The organism is Mizugakiibacter sediminis, from assembly GCF_000953855.2.
Lineage (GTDB): Bacteria > Pseudomonadota > Gammaproteobacteria > Xanthomonadales > Rhodanobacteraceae > Mizugakiibacter > Mizugakiibacter sediminis.
The window spans coordinates 1-16,218 of sequence record NZ_DF970221.1 but is presented as its reverse complement, the minus strand read 5'-3'; the positions used below and the strand labels follow the sequence as shown (position 1 = coordinate 16,218).

Annotated in this window: 18 protein-coding genes and 1 pseudogene; 13 read left to right on the top strand and 6 right to left on the bottom strand. The window is 71.6% G+C overall.

The features are described from left to right. Both MBSD_RS15460 and MBSD_RS10125 read left to right on the top strand, forming a co-directional pair. The coding region (locus tag MBSD_RS15460; RefSeq protein WP_187300634.1) for a hypothetical protein at window positions 1-273 on the top strand (273 nt) is incomplete at its 5' end. A gap of 96 nt (window positions 274-369) precedes the next feature. Next, a complete protein-coding gene (locus tag MBSD_RS10125; RefSeq protein ID WP_062537219.1) occupies window positions 370-1,704 on the top strand; it encodes an aspartyl/asparaginyl beta-hydroxylase domain-containing protein in 1,335 nt (444 codons plus the stop codon). Window positions 1,705-1,713: 9 nt separating this feature from the next. On the opposite strand, the gene MBSD_RS10120 is transcribed toward MBSD_RS10125, so the two are convergent. Then, window positions 1,714-2,505 carry an undecaprenyl-diphosphate phosphatase gene (locus MBSD_RS10120; protein ID WP_062537218.1) on the bottom strand — a complete coding sequence of 264 codons (792 nt, stop codon included), beginning with the start codon at window positions 2,503-2,505 and terminating at the stop codon, window positions 1,714-1,716. A gap of 548 nt (window positions 2,506-3,053) precedes the next feature. On the opposite strand from MBSD_RS10120, the gene MBSD_RS10115 reads away from it, so the two are divergent. The 8 genes from MBSD_RS10115 to MBSD_RS10085 all read left to right on the top strand — a co-directional run bounded on the left by MBSD_RS10115 (window position 3,054) and on the right by MBSD_RS10085 (window position 9,246). Next, the gene (locus tag MBSD_RS10115; RefSeq protein ID WP_148667863.1) at window positions 3,054-3,590 is read left to right on the top strand and encodes a hypothetical protein; all 537 of its coding nucleotides are present in this window, start codon (window positions 3,054-3,056) and stop codon (window positions 3,588-3,590) included. 179 nt (window positions 3,591-3,769) lie between these two features. Then, a complete protein-coding gene (locus MBSD_RS10110; RefSeq protein ID WP_237071785.1) occupies window positions 3,770-4,156 on the top strand; it encodes a cupin domain-containing protein in 387 nt (128 codons plus the stop codon). Window positions 4,157-4,306: 150 nt separating this feature from the next. Then, on the top strand, window positions 4,307-4,687 hold the full coding sequence (locus MBSD_RS10105; RefSeq protein WP_062537216.1) for a VOC family protein: 381 nt from the start codon (window positions 4,307-4,309) through the stop codon (window positions 4,685-4,687). Window positions 4,688-4,858: 171 nt separating this feature from the next. After that, window positions 4,859-5,362 (top strand): hypothetical protein, encoded by a 504-nt coding sequence (locus MBSD_RS15165; protein WP_148667862.1) that lies wholly within the window; start codon window positions 4,859-4,861, stop codon window positions 5,360-5,362. 67 nt (window positions 5,363-5,429) lie between these two features. Further along, window positions 5,430-5,861, top strand: coding sequence for a GFA family protein (locus tag MBSD_RS10100; RefSeq protein ID WP_062537215.1), 432 nt, complete (start codon window positions 5,430-5,432; stop codon window positions 5,859-5,861). A gap of 129 nt (window positions 5,862-5,990) precedes the next feature. Further along, window positions 5,991-6,458: a hypothetical protein gene (locus tag MBSD_RS10095; RefSeq protein WP_062537214.1), complete on the top strand. Its 468-nt coding sequence runs from the start codon at window positions 5,991-5,993 to the stop codon at window positions 6,456-6,458. A 153-nt stretch (window positions 6,459-6,611) separates the two neighbouring features. After that, complete coding sequence (glnA, locus tag MBSD_RS10090; protein ID WP_062537213.1) at window positions 6,612-8,021, top strand: type I glutamate--ammonia ligase; 1,410 nt, start codon at window positions 6,612-6,614, stop codon at window positions 8,019-8,021. Between the two features lie 307 nt (window positions 8,022-8,328). After that, window positions 8,329-9,246, top strand: a complete 918-nt coding sequence (locus MBSD_RS10085; RefSeq protein ID WP_062537212.1) for an aspartyl/asparaginyl beta-hydroxylase domain-containing protein — start codon at window positions 8,329-8,331, stop codon at window positions 9,244-9,246. 7 nt (window positions 9,247-9,253) lie between these two features. On the opposite strand, the gene MBSD_RS10080 is transcribed toward MBSD_RS10085, so the two are convergent. Further along, window positions 9,254-9,973 carry a 2OG-Fe dioxygenase family protein gene (locus tag MBSD_RS10080; protein WP_062537211.1) on the bottom strand — a complete coding sequence of 240 codons (720 nt, stop codon included), beginning with the start codon at window positions 9,971-9,973 and terminating at the stop codon, window positions 9,254-9,256. A gap of 129 nt (window positions 9,974-10,102) precedes the next feature. Between MBSD_RS10080 and fdhF the strand changes: the two genes are divergently transcribed. Beyond that, window positions 10,103-12,790 (top strand): formate dehydrogenase subunit alpha, encoded by a 2,688-nt coding sequence (gene fdhF / locus MBSD_RS10075; RefSeq protein WP_062537210.1) that lies wholly within the window; start codon window positions 10,103-10,105, stop codon window positions 12,788-12,790. Between the two features lie 16 nt (window positions 12,791-12,806). On the opposite strand, the gene MBSD_RS10070 is transcribed toward fdhF, so the two are convergent. From MBSD_RS10070 to MBSD_RS10055, 4 genes and pseudogenes are all read right to left on the bottom strand, one after another. Next, window positions 12,807-13,187 carry an amidohydrolase family protein gene (locus tag MBSD_RS10070; RefSeq protein WP_114693250.1) on the bottom strand — a complete coding sequence of 127 codons (381 nt, stop codon included), beginning with the start codon at window positions 13,185-13,187 and terminating at the stop codon, window positions 12,807-12,809. Next, the gene (locus MBSD_RS10065) at window positions 13,184-14,401 is read right to left on the bottom strand and encodes an amidohydrolase family protein (protein WP_187300633.1); all 1,218 of its coding nucleotides are present in this window, start codon (window positions 14,399-14,401) and stop codon (window positions 13,184-13,186) included. Before MBSD_RS10065 ends, MBSD_RS10070 begins: the two co-directional genes overlap by 4 nt. Window positions 14,402-14,472: 71 nt before the next feature. Then, window positions 14,473-14,913: a hypothetical protein gene (locus tag MBSD_RS10060; protein ID WP_148667860.1), complete on the bottom strand. Its 441-nt coding sequence runs from the start codon at window positions 14,911-14,913 to the stop codon at window positions 14,473-14,475. Window positions 14,914-15,020: 107 nt separating this feature from the next. Then, a pseudogene (locus MBSD_RS10055) lies at window positions 15,021-15,314 on the bottom strand (integrase core domain-containing protein); the annotation flags it as partial. Between the two features lie 47 nt (window positions 15,315-15,361). On the opposite strand from MBSD_RS10055, the gene MBSD_RS10050 reads away from it, so the two are divergent. Further along, on the top strand, window positions 15,362-15,676 hold the full coding sequence (locus MBSD_RS10050) for a DUF1153 domain-containing protein (RefSeq protein ID WP_062537208.1): 315 nt from the start codon (window positions 15,362-15,364) through the stop codon (window positions 15,674-15,676). Beyond that, window positions 15,673-16,185 carry a DDE-type integrase/transposase/recombinase gene (locus MBSD_RS10045; RefSeq protein ID WP_114693248.1) on the top strand — a complete coding sequence of 171 codons (513 nt, stop codon included), beginning with the start codon at window positions 15,673-15,675 and terminating at the stop codon, window positions 16,183-16,185. The genes MBSD_RS10050 and MBSD_RS10045 overlap by 4 nt, the downstream gene beginning before the upstream one ends. Window positions 16,186-16,218 lie beyond the last annotated feature (33 nt).

Sequence of the window (16,218 nt, the reverse complement as noted above, 5' to 3'; positions counted from 1 at the left end):
GGGTGGCGCCGGCGGCGCGAGCGCGTCGGCCTGCGTCGCGCGCTGCACGAACGGCGGCAGGCGCAAGCGCGGCTGACGCGGCAACGCGATCGCATCGATGCCGTGCTCGCCGACGGCGTCGCCCTGTACCGCCGCCATCCGTGGTCGGCGCTGGCGGCCGCCGGCGCATTGGGCCTGGCGCTGGGCCGGCTCGGCCGCGGCGCCGCGCTGGCCGCGCGCGGGCTGCGCAGCGCGTTCGGCCTCGCCTGGAGCCTCGCGCGCGCCCTGCGCTGAAACGCCGCGGCGGAGGCGAATGCGGCAGCTTGGACGCCGGCGCGAGGGCGGTGGTAGTGTCGGCGGACGCATTGCCGCCGAACCGTTCGACCTCCCATGAGCCAGAGCCCCGCCGCCGTCGCGACCCTCGCCGACCTGCTGACGCGCGCCCGCAGCGCGCGCGACCAGGGCCGCCCGCAGGAGGCTGCCGAGGCCTATGCGCGCATCGCCGACGCCGATCCCGCGCATGTCGAGGCGCTGACCTTCCTCGGCATGCGCGCGCTGGCCGAGGAGCGCGCCGAGCAAGCGATCGGCTACTTCCGGCGCGTGCTCGCGCAGCAGCCGGAAGACGCGCTGGTGCTGACCCACCTCGGCACCGCGCTGGTCGCCGCCGACCGCCTCGCCGAAGCGCAGCAGGCGCTGCAGCAGGCGATCGCGCTGAGGTCCGACCTGTTCATCGCGCGCCTGCGCCTCGGCCACGTGCTGGAGCGCCTCGACGACGCGCACGGCGCGCTGGTGCAGTACTTCCGCGCCATCAACGAGGCGCAGTTGCAGGGCCGCTGGCTGAGCGACGCCACCACGCACCCGAGCATGCGCGAGGCGGTGAAGCGCGCGATGCTGTTCGTCGACGCCGAGCGTTTCCGCCTGTTCGACGGCGCCATCGCGCCGCTGCGCGAGCGCTACGGCGCCGGCGAGCTCGCGCGCGTCGAGCGCTGCCTGCGCATCTACCTGCAGCTCGAGGAACCGGCGTACGCCGATCCGCGGCAGCGGCCGAAGTTCCTGTACTTTCCGGGCCTGCCGACGCAGCCGTACTTCCCCACCGCGCTGTTCCCCTGGATCGAGGGCTTCGAGACCGAGACCGCGGCGATCCGCGACGAGATGCTGGCCGTGCTCGCCGCCGACAGCGGTTTCGAACCGTTCCTGACCTTCCGCCGGCCGGAGGACATGAGCGGCTATCTCGCCGGCAGCCGCGGCACGCCGGCGTGGAACGCGTTCTTCTTCTACCGCCACGGCCGGCGCTACGACGAGAATTGCCGGCGCTGCCCGCACACGGCGAAGGTGCTGGACGACCTGCCGCTGGTGCGCATCCGCGACCACGCGCCGGAGATCTGCTTCTCCGTGCTCACCGCCGGCTCGCACATCCTGCCGCACCGCGGCGTCACCAACACGCGCGTGGTGGTGCATCTGCCGCTGGTGGTGCCGGGCGCGAACCAGTGCGCGCTGGTCGCCGGCGGCGAAGCGCACTACTGGCGGGAAGGCCGCGCGATGGCCTTCGACGACACCTTCGAGCACGAAGCGTGGAACCGCAGCGAGGCGACGCGCGTGATCGTGCTGATGGACGCCTGGAATCCCTACCTCACCGAGGCCGAGCGCGCCGCCGTCGCCGAGCTGGTCGCGGCGATCGGCGACTTCAACCGCGAGGCCGGCCTGCCCGACCTGCTGGAAGCATAGGCCCGGCGCTCACGCCCCCGCCGGCAACCCCAGCAGCAGCGCCGCCCCCAGCGCGATGCGGTACCAGGCGAACGCGGTGAAGCGGTGGCTGCGGATGTAGCCGAGCAGCCACTTCACCGCGACGAACGCGGTCAGCGTCGACACCGCGAAAGCCACGCCCAGCGCCGCCCAGTCCTCGTGCGCGGCGCCGCCCTTCAGCGTCTTCAGCAGCTCGTAGCCGCTGGCCGCGTACATCGTCGGGATGCCGACCAGGAAGGCGAACTCGGTGGCGGCGGCGCGATCGCGCGTGCCGGCCAACATGGCGATGAAGATCGTCGCCGCCGAGCGCGAGGTGCCGGGAAAGATCGCCGCCACCACCTGCGCCAGGCCCACCAGCACCGCCACCGGCCAGGTGATGCGCGCGTTCTCCGGCCGCCGCTCGGCGAGGCGCTCCGCCGCCAGCATCCAGAAGCCGCCGATCACCAGCGCCCAGGCGATCGGCGTCACCGTCTCCGGCAGCTTGAAGCCGAGCTTCGCGACGAGGAAGCCGAGCGCGGCGGTGATCAGGAAGGCGACGACCAGCTTGGCCGCGTAGTCGCGGTTCTCCGCGCGGCCGAAGCCGGCCGCCAGATCCCACAGCCGCCGCCGGTAGATCAGCGTCACCGCCAGGATCGCGCCCGCCTGGATCACCACGTTGAACATGTCCGAGCGCGCGCCCAGCCAGTGCTCGGCGATCAGCAGATGCCCGGTGCTGGAAATCGGCAGGAACTCGGTGATGCCCTCGATGATGCCCAGCAGGACGGCGGTGAGCAGGTCGTTCATGCGCGCGCGGCTCCGGTCGAAACCCGCCCAGTGTACGGGCAATGGCTGCCGCGGGGCTGGCGCGGGCGTGCGGCGGACGCATGGGGAATGCGCAGCGCTCCCGCGCTGCAAGGCCACCCCGGACCGTCGATCCGGCGATGCCCCGCCGCCGCCCGAGTTGCGCGGCAGCGCCAGGCTGCGGGATTGGGCTGCGGATTTACACCCCACCTCACTATCGCGTTGTAGATGGGCCGCATGAAGCAGCTCCCGAAGCCGCTCGCCGTTATCGCAATGCTTGCATCCGCCACGGGCTGCGACGACGCGATTGTTGCCAGCGTTGCTTCACCATCTCGCGCGATCGACGCAGTCGTCTCCAATCGCAACTGCGGCGCGACGACAGGCTTCAACACGCAAGTATCCATCGTGCGGGGACATGCGGCACCGTCAGGGGCTGGCAACACCCTCATCTCGGACGGTACCGTTCCTCCGATCGGCTGCGGTCGTCCGGCGGTGTCATCGACGCACTCGCCGGGGATATGCTCGTCGTGGGCATGCACGAGGGGATGGGCATGAGCGGTCGACGGGCGTTCGAGGTTCTCGGGTTTTGCGTGTTGTTCGGCGCCGTGTTCTATACATGGGCGCGGCTGGCGCCGGCCGCCTCCCTGCCGTCCTACGTGCGGGATCCGGCCTATTTCGCGCTGGCCGCCGCGCTGGCGGCGGCGGCGGGTTTCGGCGTGCTGCGCCTGCTCCGCGTCCGGCGGGCGTCCTTCGAACGGCTCTGGCTGGCGCTGTTCCTGGCCGCGATGCCGGTGATCTATCTCTGGGCCGCGCTGCTGGCCGGCGACCGCGATGCCGTTGCCATCGAACTGGCGGGCCTGGTCATCTTCGGGGGCCTCGCGCTGCTCGGCTACTTCCGGGAGTCGTTCCTGATCCTCGGGCTCGGCATCGCCGCGCACGGCGTCGCCTGGGATGCGTGGCACCACCATCGCGCCGGCTTCATCGAGCCGTGGTACCCGCAGGCCTGCCTGCTGATCGACCTGGCGTTCGGCCTGCTGGTGGCGATCCAGCACGTCGGCCTGCCCGACCGCGCGGCCGCGGCCCGCTGATCGCCGCAGGCGTCCGGCGCCGCGCGGCGGTTGCGCGGACGCAGGCATGCGCGTGGACCGACGCATCGAAGACGGCCCGTCTTGCCGCACAAGCTGGCCGCTTTTGCGGCCCGGCTTGACGACGGCGCGCCGCTCGTCCTTCATGGCTTCGTCGCTTCCGGAGCCCGAAGGAAACCAGCGTGAACATCTCCGCGGATGCCTACATGAACGAGCCGGTGCGCTATCCCGCGCTGCACGTCGTCGACTTGCGCGGCGAAGGCGCGAAGGTCACCACGCCGTACCGCAACATGGTGATCAACCGCGTCAACGGCAGCTGCCTGCGGCTGGCGGTCTTCGAAGGGGACTACCGCTGGCACTATCACCCCAGGTCGGACGAGCTGTTCATCGTCGTGGAGGGCTGCCTCGCCATCGATCTGGAGGACGGGCGCGAACTGCGCCTGCAGCCGTGGCAGAGCGTGACCATCCCGGCGATGACCGTCCACCGCACGCGCGCCATCGGGCGCACCATCAACCTGTGTTTCGAGGAGCTGGGCGCGGAAACGGTGTTCGTGGAGCGGGCGGAGTAACGGCGGCACACATCCGGCGCGGGATGCTTCGCGTGCGCCGAATCGGCGTGCGGCTCGCCCGACGGTCGAGCCGAGGCCTCGTCCACGGACGCGAACGTCGGGCGCGGGGCCTTGCAGGCGCGGCCGTCCGGACCGCGCAGAGGTGAAGCCATGAAACCCACCTATTTCGATCTCTCCGTCCGCGACGTGCCGCAGGCCAGGGCCTTCTTCGAGCAAGTGCTGGGCTGGCGGTTCACCCGGTTTCCGATGCCGTACGAGTACTACCGCATCGAGGCCGGCCCGGCGGGCGAGGCGGGCATCGACGGCGGCATCGGCAGCGTGAAGGATGCGCCGGCCAGCGAGGACGGGCCGACGACGCTGATCACCGTGCCGGTGGCCGAGCTGGACGAGGTGGTGCGCCGGGTCGTTGCCGCCGGAGGGCGCGTCGTCGAGCCGCGGATGCCCATTCCCGGCATCGGCTGGTATGCCACGTGCGCCGAACCGGGCGGACTGAAGTTCGGCCTCATCCAGGCCGACGGCAACGCAAGCTAGGGATACCGCGTGCTCGAACGCCTCGCGCGGCAGGCCGTGCTGCCGCTCTCCGCGCAAGGCGCCGGGCGATCCAGGGGTCTCGTTGCAGGCGCGACGCGGAGAGGGCGTCTCGCGGCGCGGCGTCGGCAGTCCGCATCGATTCGCGATCGACCCGCCGCGAGGAACCCGGTGATGCGCGCTTCCGAATTCGCCATCAGCGCGGCGCCCGCGGCGGAACAGGCGCGATCCCTGGAAGATCGGATCCACGAGTTCGACGCCGCGACGGGCATCGCGGGCGGCGAGTGCTTGTCGATCCTCGTCAAGGATGCGGAAGAGCGGATCGTTGCCGGGATCTGCGGCGCCGTGTGGGGCGGCTGCCTCGAAATCCGCCAGTTCCGGGTGGAGGAGACGCGGCGCCGGCAGAAACTGGTCCCCGGCCGTTCGCCGCAGCGGAGCAGGAGGCGCGCCGGCGGAACCGCCAACGGATTCTGCTCAGCACGTCCTCCTTCCGGATCCCGGCCTTCCACGCCAAACATGGTTTCGAGGTCGTGGCCGTGGTGGACGACCACCCGCGCGGCCAGCGAACCTGCTCATGCGCAAGCGCCCTGGCGATTCCGGCTAGGCGCGCCCCGATCCGTGCCGCGCGGTAGCGGGAGCCGCGGCCCGTCGATCGAGGCCGCTTCGGGCGGCACTTGATCTCGCGCGTTGGACGCCGATACTGCCGGCCTGGTCGCCTCATCCCCGAACCGCCCGACGGCTCGCCATGCGGATCACCGGCCGCTGCCACTGCGGCAACATCACGTTCGCGCTGGACTGGACGCCGGAGCCCGCGGAGATTCCCGCGCGCGCCTGCACCTGCACGTTCTGCGCGCGGCATGGCGGCGTGTGGACGTCGTGCCCCTCCGGCGCGCTCGCCGTGCGCGTGCGCGATCCGGCGCGCGTGTCGAGATACGCGTTCGGCACGCAGACCGCCGAGTTCCATGTCTGCGCCGTGTGCGGCGTGGTGCCGGTGGCGACCAGCCGCATCGACGGCCGCCTGTACGCGGTGGTCAACGTCAACGCCTTCGAGGACGTCGATCCGTCGCGGCTGCGGCGCAGCGCGTCCACGCTGGACGGCGAGAGCGAGGCGGAGCGGCTGGCGCGGCGCAAGCGCCACTGGATCGGCGAGGTCAGCTACGCCGAAGGCGGCGCCTGAGCGTTCGGCGGCGCGCCTTCGCCCCGTGTCGATTCCTGCCGGCTTGCACGCGCGCCGTCCGCTGCGTGCGGCGACGGACTAAGCTTTCGGTATCCGGCCGCGCGGCGGCCGCAGCCCGCGGAATTTGCCATGCGCCGCCATCCCACGCCGTTCGCGATCCTGGCCGGCGGCGCGATCGCCGGCGCGCTCGACATCGCCTTCGCCATCACCTTCGCCGTGCTGCGCGGCGGCACCGCGATGCGGCTGCTGCAGACGATCGCCAGCGGCCTGCTCGGCGCCGCGGCCTACGACGGCGGCTGGCCGACCGCCGCGCTCGGCTTCGTCCTGCACTTCGCCATGGCGCTGCTGATCGCGGCGATCTTCTGCCTCGCCAGCCGCCGCCTGCCGGTGCTGACGCGCCGCGCGCCGGCAGCCGGCATGCTCTACGGCTTCGGCGTGTTCCTGGCGATGCGGCTGGTGGTACTGCCGCTGTCGGCGTATCCGCATCCGGTCACGTTCGCGCCGCTGGCCTCCGCGCTCGACCTGGGCTCGCACATGTTCTTCGTCGGCCTGCCGATCGCGCTGGCCGCGCGCGCGGCCGGCAAGCCCGCCGGCTGACGCCAGGTTGGTGCAATCGAATGCACCGACAAGGTGCATTCGTCCCGCACCTTCCATCGGACCGCGACGCCAAGCCCCTGTTTCATCAGCGTATCCGCACCTGGCACGGGCCTTGCCACGGCTTCGGCATCCATCACGCCGCCGAGGTACACCATGTCCGTCGAGTCCGTGCTCAAGCTGATCAAGGACGAAGGGGTCGAGTTCGTCGACCTGCGCTTCGCCGACATGCTGGGCAAGCAGCACCACGTCACCTTCCCCGCGCGCGCCATCGACGCCGGCACCTTCGAGGACGGCAAGATGTTCGACGGTTCCTCGATCGCCGGCTGGAAGGGCATCAACGAGTCGGACATGGTGCTGCTGCCGGATCCCGACACCGCGATCATGGATCCGTTCTCCGCGCACAAGCAGTTGATCCTGACCTGCGACGTGCTGGAGCCGTCGACCATGCAGGCGTACGCGCGCGACCCGCGCTCGATCGCCAAGCGCGCCGAGGCCTACCTCAAATCCACCGGCATCGCCGACACCGCGTTCTTCGGCCCGGAGCCCGAGTTCTTCATCTTCGACTCGGTGCGCTACCGCAACGAGATGGGCCACGTCGCCTACGAGATCGAGTCGGCGGAAGCGGCGTGGGCCACCGGCCGCCGCCGCGAGGACGGCAACCACGGCCACGTGCCCGGCGTGAAGGGCGGCTACTTCCCGGTCAGCCCGGTCGACTCGCTGAGCGACCTGCGCGCCGACATGTGCAAGCTGCTGGAAGCGGCCGGCATCCCGGTCGAGGTGCACCACCACGAGGTCGGCAACGCCGGCCAGTGCGAGATCGGCACGCGCTTCAACACCCTGGTGAAGAAGGCCGACGAACTGCTGACCACCAAGTACATCATCAAGAACGTCGCCCACCAGAACGGCAAGACCGCGACGTTCATGCCGAAGCCGATCGTCGGCGATAACGGCTCGGGCATGCACGTGCACCAGTCGCTGTCGAAGGGCGGCACCAACCTGTTCGCCGGCGAGCTGTACGGCGGGTTGAGCCAGCTCGCGCTGTGGTACATCGGCGGCATCTTCAAGCACGCGCGCGCGATCAACGCCTTCACCAACTCCACCACCAACAGCTACAAGCGCCTGGTGCCGGGCTTCGAGGCACCGGTGATGCTGGCCTACTCCGCGCGCAACCGCTCGGCGAGCTGCCGCATTCCGTTCGTGTCCAATCCGAAGGGCCGCCGCATCGAGATCCGCTTCCCGGACCCGGTCAACTCCGGCTACCTCACCTTCACCGCGCTGCTGATGGCCGGCCTGGACGGCATCCTCAACAAGATCGACCCGGGCGCGCCCTCCGACAAGGACCTGTACGACCTGCCGCCGGAGGAGGAGAAGAACATCCCGACCGTGTGCTCCAGCCTCGACCAGGCGCTGGAAGCGCTGGACAAGGATCGCGCCTTCCTCAAGGCCGGCGGCGTGTTCTCCGACGACTTCATCGACGGCTACATCGCGCTGAAGATGCAGGAGGTCACCAAGTTCCGCGCCTCCACGCATCCGCTCGAGTATCAGCTGTACTACTCGATCTGACGGCGCGCGCCGCCGGACCTTCCGGCGGCGTCCGCTTGTGGGCGGAGCGTGGGATCGCCCGCGCGCAGGCTCCTGCATGGGCGCAGCGGAGGCTGATGCCGCTGCGCTTGTCCCCCTCTCCCGCCCTCGGCGGGTGCGGGGTGGGGTGAGGGTGGTGGCGCCGCAAGGCGCCGCCGGCTTTGTGGCCGCACCCGCGTCGCCTGCAGGCAGGCTCCTGCGGAAGCGGACCTGCGCCGGCGCGGGGTGAACGGCGCGGGGCTTGGCCGCATAATGGCCGTCTCGCGCACTGCCGACGCTCGCCGCCCCGATGCACATCGACCTGCTCGGACCGAAGTTCCTGGTCCTCTACGCCTTCCTCGCCGCCGTGCTGTACGTGCACTTCCGCGGCAAGGTGCGGCTGCCGTTCCTGCGCCAGTTGGTGAACCATTCGGCGTTCCTCGCGCCGTACAACGTGCTGGCCTACCTGTTCTCGAAGGTGCCGGCGCGGCCGTATCTGGAGCGCGGCGGCTTTCCCGAGCTGGACGTGCTGAAGGCGAACTGGCAGACCATCCGCGACGAGGCGCTGCGCCTGTCCGACGCGGGCTTCATCCGCGCCGCGGCGAAGAACAACGACGCCAGCTTCAACTCGTTCTTCAAGGAAGGCTGGAACCGCTTCTACCTCAAGTGGTACGACGAGCCGCTGCCGTCGGCGCGCGCGCTGTGCCCGAAGACGGTCGAGCTGGTGCGCGCCATCCCCTCGGTGAAGGCGGCGATGTTCACCCTGCTGCCGCCGGGCGCCAAGCTCAATCCGCACCGCGATCCGTTCGCCGGCTCGGTGCGCTACCACCTCGGCCTGATCACGCCGAATTCCGACGCCTGCCGCATCTTCGTCGACGGCGAGCCGTACGCCTGGCGCGACGGCGAGGACGTGCTGTTCGACGAAACCTACGTGCACTGGGCGGAGAACCGCACCGGGCAGACGCGCGTGATCCTGTTCTGCGACGTCGAGCGCCCGCTGCGCACCGCGCCGATGCGCGCGCTGAACCGCTGGATCGGCGGCCTGCTCGGCCGCGCCACCGCCACGCAGAACCTCGACAGCGACCGCGTCGGCGTGGTCAACCGCGTGTACGGCTTCGCCCACACGGTCGGCGAATACCGCAAGCGCCTGAAGCGTGCCAACAAGCCGCTCTACCACGCGCTGCGCCTGGCGCTGGCGCTCGGCATCGTCTGGTTCTTCGTGCGCTGAGCCGCGCTCAGGCGCGCCGGAACGTCACCACCAGCACGTCGCGGTAGGCCGGCTGCGCCGGATCGAGCGGTTGCACCGGGGTGACGCCGTGGAACACGCGGTGGTCGTCGACCAGCGCGGCGTCGAAGGGATCGGCCAGGGTGAAGCTGCCGAGCATGCGCCCGTCCGGCGCGTGGATGGTGGTGGTGCCGCTGACGATGTTGTGCCGGCGCACCAGCAGCACCAGCACGTAGTCGACGCCGTCGCGGTGCACGCCTTCCGGCGTGGGCAGACCCGGCGCATCCGCGCGCGCCTCGATGCGGAACTGGTGCACCTCGACGTGCCAGCGCGCGACGTCCGGCGCCAGCGCGCCGAACAGCGCGCGGCATTCGGACAGCACGGTGCGCAGCGTGGCGCCGTCGCCGATCGCGTCTTCGATCGGCGCGAACCAGCGCTCGATGCCGCCGTTCAGCGGGTTGTATTCGCGGCTCTGGTAGTGCGGCTGGTGCGGCTGGCGGACGATCGCGCCGGCGTCCACCGCGAACACCGCGTGGCGGCGGCGCCGGTAGCGGCCGTGATCGGCCATGTAGGTGTCGGGCTCCAGCGCGTCCCAGCTCGCCGCGAACGCCTCCCAGCCGGTCAGCGCGCCGCGCGCCTGCAGCCGCGGCCGCAGGCGCGCCGCCGGCACGAAGGCGAAACCGTCGGCGGCGAGCGTCGCGGGCAGGGTGTCGGGCGTGAGCGTGGCCATGCGTTCGTCCGCAGCGGGTGGATCGCAGATGGGGGCGCAACACCGCGAGCGGAAGGGGTGCCGCGCAGCGACGCGTCCCGCCCGCCGTGCCGATGGCGACGGCTGGCGCGCCGCCGTAGCATGCCCTCCATGGACACGGCCCCTCTGAGGGTCACGATCGACGGCGAGACGCACGCGTTCCCCGCCGGCCTGACCGCGCTGCAGGCCCTGCGCACGCTGGGCAGGGCGCTGCCGACGCTGTGCCACGACGACCGCCTGACGCCCACGGGACAGTGCTGGTCGTGCGCGGTCGAGGTCTCGCCGGCGCGCGGCCTGCCGTTCCGCCCGCGCCCGGCCTGCCGCGAACCGCTGCGCGAGGGCTGCGAGATCCGTTCCGGCGGCGCCGCGCTGGACGCTTTCCGCCGGCAGATGTTCGAACAGCTCGCGGAACGGGTGGCCCCCGCCGAGCTGGAACGCTTCCCGGACAAACCGCTGCACTGCGAGCTGCTGCGTCACGGCATCGCCGCGCGCGCGCCGGCCGCCGGCACGGCGCCGGTCGACGCTTCGCATCCGCACATTCGCGTCGACATGAACCGCTGCATCGGTTGCCTGCGCTGCGTGCGCATCTGCGACGACCTGCAGGGCGAATCGGTGTGGCGCGCCGTCGGCAACGGCGCCGACCTGCGCGTCGTCACCGCGGGCGAGGTGCCGCTGGCCGACAGCGCCTGCGTGGGCTGCGGCGCCTGCGTCGACACCTGCCCCACCGCGGCGCTGACCGACGCGCGCGCCTGGCGCGAACCCGCCGCGACCGCCTGGACGCGCACGGTCTGCCCGTACTGCGCGGTCGGCTGCGAACTCGAGGTGGGCGTCGCCGACGGCCGCATCGTCGCCGCGCGGCCGGCGCTCGACGGCCCCGCGAACCAGGGCCACCTCTGCGCGAAGGGCCGCTACGCGCAGGGCTACGTCGATGCGCCGGACCGCGTCACCGCGCCGCGGCTGCGCCGCAACGGCCGCTGGGAAAGCGCCGGCTGGGAGGAGGCGATCGCCTGCGCCGCCGACGGCCTGCGCCGCATCGTCGCCGCGCACGGGCCCGACGCGGTCGGCGTGCTCGGCTCGGCGCGCGCCACCAACGAGGAGAACTACCTCGCGCAGAAGTTCGCGCGCGTCGTGCTCGGCACCAACAACGTCGACTGCTGCGCGCGCGTCTGCCACACGCCCAGCGCGGTCGCGCTGGGCCGCATGCTGGGCGCCGGCGCGGCCACCAACAGCTTCGACGACATCGAGCGCGCGGCCTGCTTCCTGGTCGTCGGCGCCAATCCGCTGGAAAACCACCCGGTGGCAGGCGCGCGCATCCGTCAGCGCGTGCGGCGCGGCGCGCGCCTGATCGTCGTCGATCCGCGCCGCACCGCGCTGGCCGCGATCGCCGACGTGCACCTGCCGCTGCGCCCCGGCACCGACGTGGCGCTGCTGAACGCGCTGGCGCACGTGCTGTTCGCCGAGGATCTGCTCGACCGCGATTTCCTCGCCGCGCGCGTCGACGGCGTGGAGGCGTTCGCCGCGCACGTCGCGCCGTGGACGCCGGAGCGCGCCGCCGGCCTCTGCGGCGTGCCGCCGGAGGCGATCCGCGCGGCCGCGCGCCTGTACGCGCGCGCGCGGCCGGCGATGTGCCTGCACGGCCTCGGCCTGACCGAACATGTGCAGGGCACCGAGGGCGTGATGGCGCTGATCGACCTCGCGCTGCTGACCGGCCAGATCGGCCGCCCCGGCGCCGGCGTCAATCCGCTGCGCGGCCAGAACAACGTGCAGGGCGCCGCGCTGATGGGCTGCGAGCCGGGTTCGCTGACCGGCGGCGCGCGCCTCGCCGACGCGCGCGACCGCTTCGCCGCGGTGTGGGGCGTCGCGCCGCCCGCCACGCCCGGCCTCAACCTGCTGGGCATGCTCGACGCCGCGCGCGCCGGCCGGCTGAAGGCGCTGTACGTGATCGGCTACGACGTGCTGGCCAGCCTCGCCGACGCGCGCGTCGCCGCCGCGGCGCTGGCGCGGCTCGAGCTGGTGATCGTGCAGGACCTGTTCCTCAACGAGACCGCGCGCGCGTTCGGCCACGTGTTCCTGCCGGCGGTGTCGAGCTTCGAGAAGGACGGCACGTTCACCAGTTCGGAGCGCCGCGTGCAGCGCGTGCGCCGCGTGCTCGCCCCGCGCGGCGCGGCCCTCGACGACGCGCAGATCCTTTGCCGCCTGGCCGCCGCGCTCGGCCACGGCGCCTCGTTCGCGCAGCCGCAGGCCGAGGCCGTGTGGGACGAGGTCCGCCGCCTCTGGCCCGCGGCGGCCGGGCTGAGTTACGCGCGCCTGCAAACGCGCGGCCTGCAGTGGCCCTGCGTCGATGCCGGCGATCCCGGCACCGCCGTGTTGCACGTGGAGCGCTTCGCCCACGGCGCGCGCGCGGTACTGGCGCCGATCGACCCTCGCGCGGACGACGAACGCGCCGACGCCGACTACCCCTTCCTGCTCGGCACCGGCCGCCACCTGCACGCGTTCAACGTCGGCACCATGACCGGCCGCACGCCGCAGCAGGCGCTGCGTCCCACCGACACCCTCGACATGCATCCCTACGACGCGCGCCAGCTCGGCCTGGGCGACGGCATGCCGGTGCGCGTCGAGAGCCGCCACGGCGACGCCGTGCTGCCGCTGCGCGTCACCGATGCGGTGGCGCCGGGCCGGCTGTTCGCCACCTTCCACGACCCCGTCCGCGCGGTGAATCGCCTGACCGGCCCGCGGCGCGACACGATCACCGACACCCCCGACTACAAGGTCACCGCCGTGCGCGTCCGCCCGGCCTGAGCGCCGCGGCGGCGCTTCAGCGCGGCGCGGCGGCGGCGGCGTAGGTCGTCGCCACGTCGTCGAGCAGCGCCTGCAGATCGGCGCGCGCGTACCAGCGGCCGTTCGCCATCACTCCCAGCGGTTGGCGCAGCGTGGCGAGATCCGCGAGCGGATTGCCGGCGCTCAAGACCAGATCGGCGCGGCTGCCGACGGCGACGGTACCGAACGGCGCCGCGTCCGGCTGCGCGCGGCGGATCATCGCGCCGGGCGTGCGCGTGGCGGCGGCCAGCACCTGGTAGCGCGTCAGGCCGGCGCGCTGCAGCGCGTCGAGGTCGTCGTGCAGCGCGAAGCCGGGCGCCAGGCCCGGGATGGTCGGCGCGTCGGTGCCGGTGATCAGCGGCACGCCGGCGTCGCTCATCGCCTTGACGAAGCGCGCGAGGAAGGCCGTGGTGGCGTCCAGGCTGCCGCTGCGCTTCTGGTAGTCCGAATGCTTCCAGTAGATGCGGTTGGCGGGGCCGACGTAGCGCAGCTCGGGGCCGTGCAGGATCGCGTCGACGACGTCGGGCCGGCCCCACTGCCGCGCGATGGTGGCATAGGTGTTGAGGTCGGCGGTGACGAAGGCGCGATCGCGCAACACGAAGGCGATCGCGCCGGGAATCTGCGCCGGATCGGGCGCGCTGCCGGGCGGCGCGTCGGGCGCGGCTTGAACACCGTGTACAGGAACTCCTCGGCGTGCGCGACCATCAACTGACCGGCGTCGAGCTGGCGCTCGAGGCCGACGCTGCGCACGCCGTGGCCGACGACGGGCAGATGCTGGGCGCGGCCTTCGTCCACCAGCGCCTGGAAGCATGCCGGCGAGAGGTCGTTGTAGACCTTGATGAAGTCGTAGCCGTTGGTCTTCGCCAGCCGCACCGCCCAGCGCGCCTCCTCCGGCGTGGTCACGAAGAAGTGGCCGTAGCGCGGCGAGCCGTCGACGATGAAGGCGACGTACACGTGCGGTCCCGGCCGCTTGCCGGCGTTCACGGCGGGCCGCAGCTGCGCCACGAATTCCGGCGAAGCGCCGCCCATGTTCAGCACGCTGGTGACGCCGTTGGCCAGATAGACCTTCAGCGCCTCCGCGGTGTCGGCGTGCATGTGCATGTCGGCCAGGCCCGGCGACAGGAACGCGCGACCCGCGCCGTCGACGATGCGCGCGCCCTTCGGCACGGCGACCTTGCGACCGATGGCGACGATGCGCCCGTCCTCGACCAACACGGTCCGGTCGCGCAGCACGCGCTCGCGGTCCATCGGCACCACGTTCACCGCGACGAAGGCGGTGACGTCCTTCGCCGGGGTCTCCTGCGCGCGCGACGGCCGCGCGGCGAAACCGGCGGCGCAGGCCAGCAGCAGCGACACCGCGACGCGCAACGCGGTTCGCGCGCGACGCGCGCGCGCTTCGACTCGCCGCACATCGCGGTCCTTCCACTTCGTCGCAACGCCCACCGGCTCACTCCCGCGCGACCCGCGCGCCACAGGCACCATGCCATGCATGGGCGGTGGGATGCACCTGGCCGTCGGAAGGTTGCGGGCGGGATGCGTCCCGCCGCCATGGCCGCGCGCGGAACGAGGCCGAAACCGCGCGAACGCACGCACGTCGAGCCGTCATCCTGTCCCGCGCCGACGCCCGGGGCGGATGCGCGACGGCGCCGGGCGCCGGCCGCCGCTCAGGGCCGGCACTCTTCCGCCGATCGCACGCAGCGGTTGCCGTACACGCACCAGACGCGGCCGCCGGCGCACTGATCGGAATTGACCGCGCTGGTCCGGCACAGGCCGCTGACCGGCTCGCAGGTGTAGCCGGATGCCGCGCAGTCGTTGCGCGCGCCGGCGCTGTTGGCGCTGACGGTCGGCGTCTCGCAGTAGGCATGCACCAGGCTGCCGCCCTTGCGCGTCCACGCTTCCAGCTGCGCGCGCAGGCCGGCGTTCTCCTCGCGCAGCTGCTGGTTCTTCGCCCGCTCCTGCTCCCACTGCGCGCGGTAGTCGATCTCGACCGTGTTGGCGACCTTGGGCGCCACCATCGGCCGCACGGTGTTGACGGTCTGCGCCCGTAACGGCGCGGCAAAAGCGAACAGCAGCGACAGCAGGCATGCAGCGGCTACACGATTCATCGGCGTTCTCCCCCAGGACCGCCCCTCGGCGGTTTGCGTGCCGAGCATAACGGTAGCGGTGGCTGGCCGTTCTGCCCGTGATCTGCCCCCGCCGGCCGTACCAATGATTACTGACAAAGTCCGGGGTTGGAGGTTACTGCGTTGTTGGCTTGTTCGGTGCGGTGGTTGGCGGCGAATTGCGCCGGTGGGATGCGGCCGCAACTGCTGTGCGGTCGAACCTCGTTGTAGTCGCGGCGCCAATCGGCGATGACATCGCGGGCTTGGGCGAGCGACGCGAACCAGTGTTCGTTGAGACACTCATCGCGGAACTTGCCGTTGAAGCTCTCGATGTAACCGTTCTGCATGGGGCAGCCCGGCTCGATCAGCAGGTGCTCGATGCCATGCTGTTGCGTCCATGTAATGACCCAGTGAATTTCTGCTCAGGTGTAACCTTCCGAAGGAGACACCCATGAGCACGGTGATGGACGAAGAGATCAAGCGGTGGACGGCCCGGCGCAAATCGTCGCTGGTGCTGGAGATCATCCAGGGCAAGACCACAGTGGCCGAGGCCAGCCGGCAGTACGACCTGACGCCGGCGGGGATCGAGGAGTGGATCGAGCAGGGCAAGGCGGGCTTGGAGAACGCCCTGCGGGCCAAGCCTGAAGACGTGCGCGACCAGTACGAGCGGCAGCTCAAGGATCTGCAGGAAGCCTACGGCGAGGCCATGCTGGAGCTGCGTGCGCGAAAAAAATTGCAGTCCCTGTTGGGCAAGGACGAACCGTGATCGAGGCGATCCGGCAGGGACTGCGAGAGGACGGCTTCGAGGTATCGATCAGCCGGCTGTGCCGCTGGTTCGGGGTGCCGCGGCGGACGCTGTACTACAAGCCGACCAAGGCCCCACCCAAGGTGGAGCCGACGCTGGCCGAGCCGATCAAGGCGCTGATCGAGGCCGAGCCGTCGTTCGGCTATCGCACGGTCGCCGGGCTGCTGGGCATGAACAAGAACACGGTGCAGCGGATCTTCCGGTTGATGGGTTGGCAGGTGCGCAAGCGCGCCGTGGGGAGCCGTCCGCGGATCGAGGCGCTGCCCTCGGTGGCCCAAGCCCCGGACGAGCGCTGGGCCACCGACCTGTGCCGTGTCTGGGGTGGCCGGGACGGCTGGTTGGTGCTGGCCCTGGTCGTCGACTGCTACACCCGACAACTGCTGGGCTGGCATCTGTCGCGCAGCGGCAAGGCCCACACCGCCGCGGCGGCGTTGAAGCAGGCGCTGATCGCCCGCTTCGGGAGTCTGTAATTTGAACTGTGTAACTGCCCTTTGAGACGATGC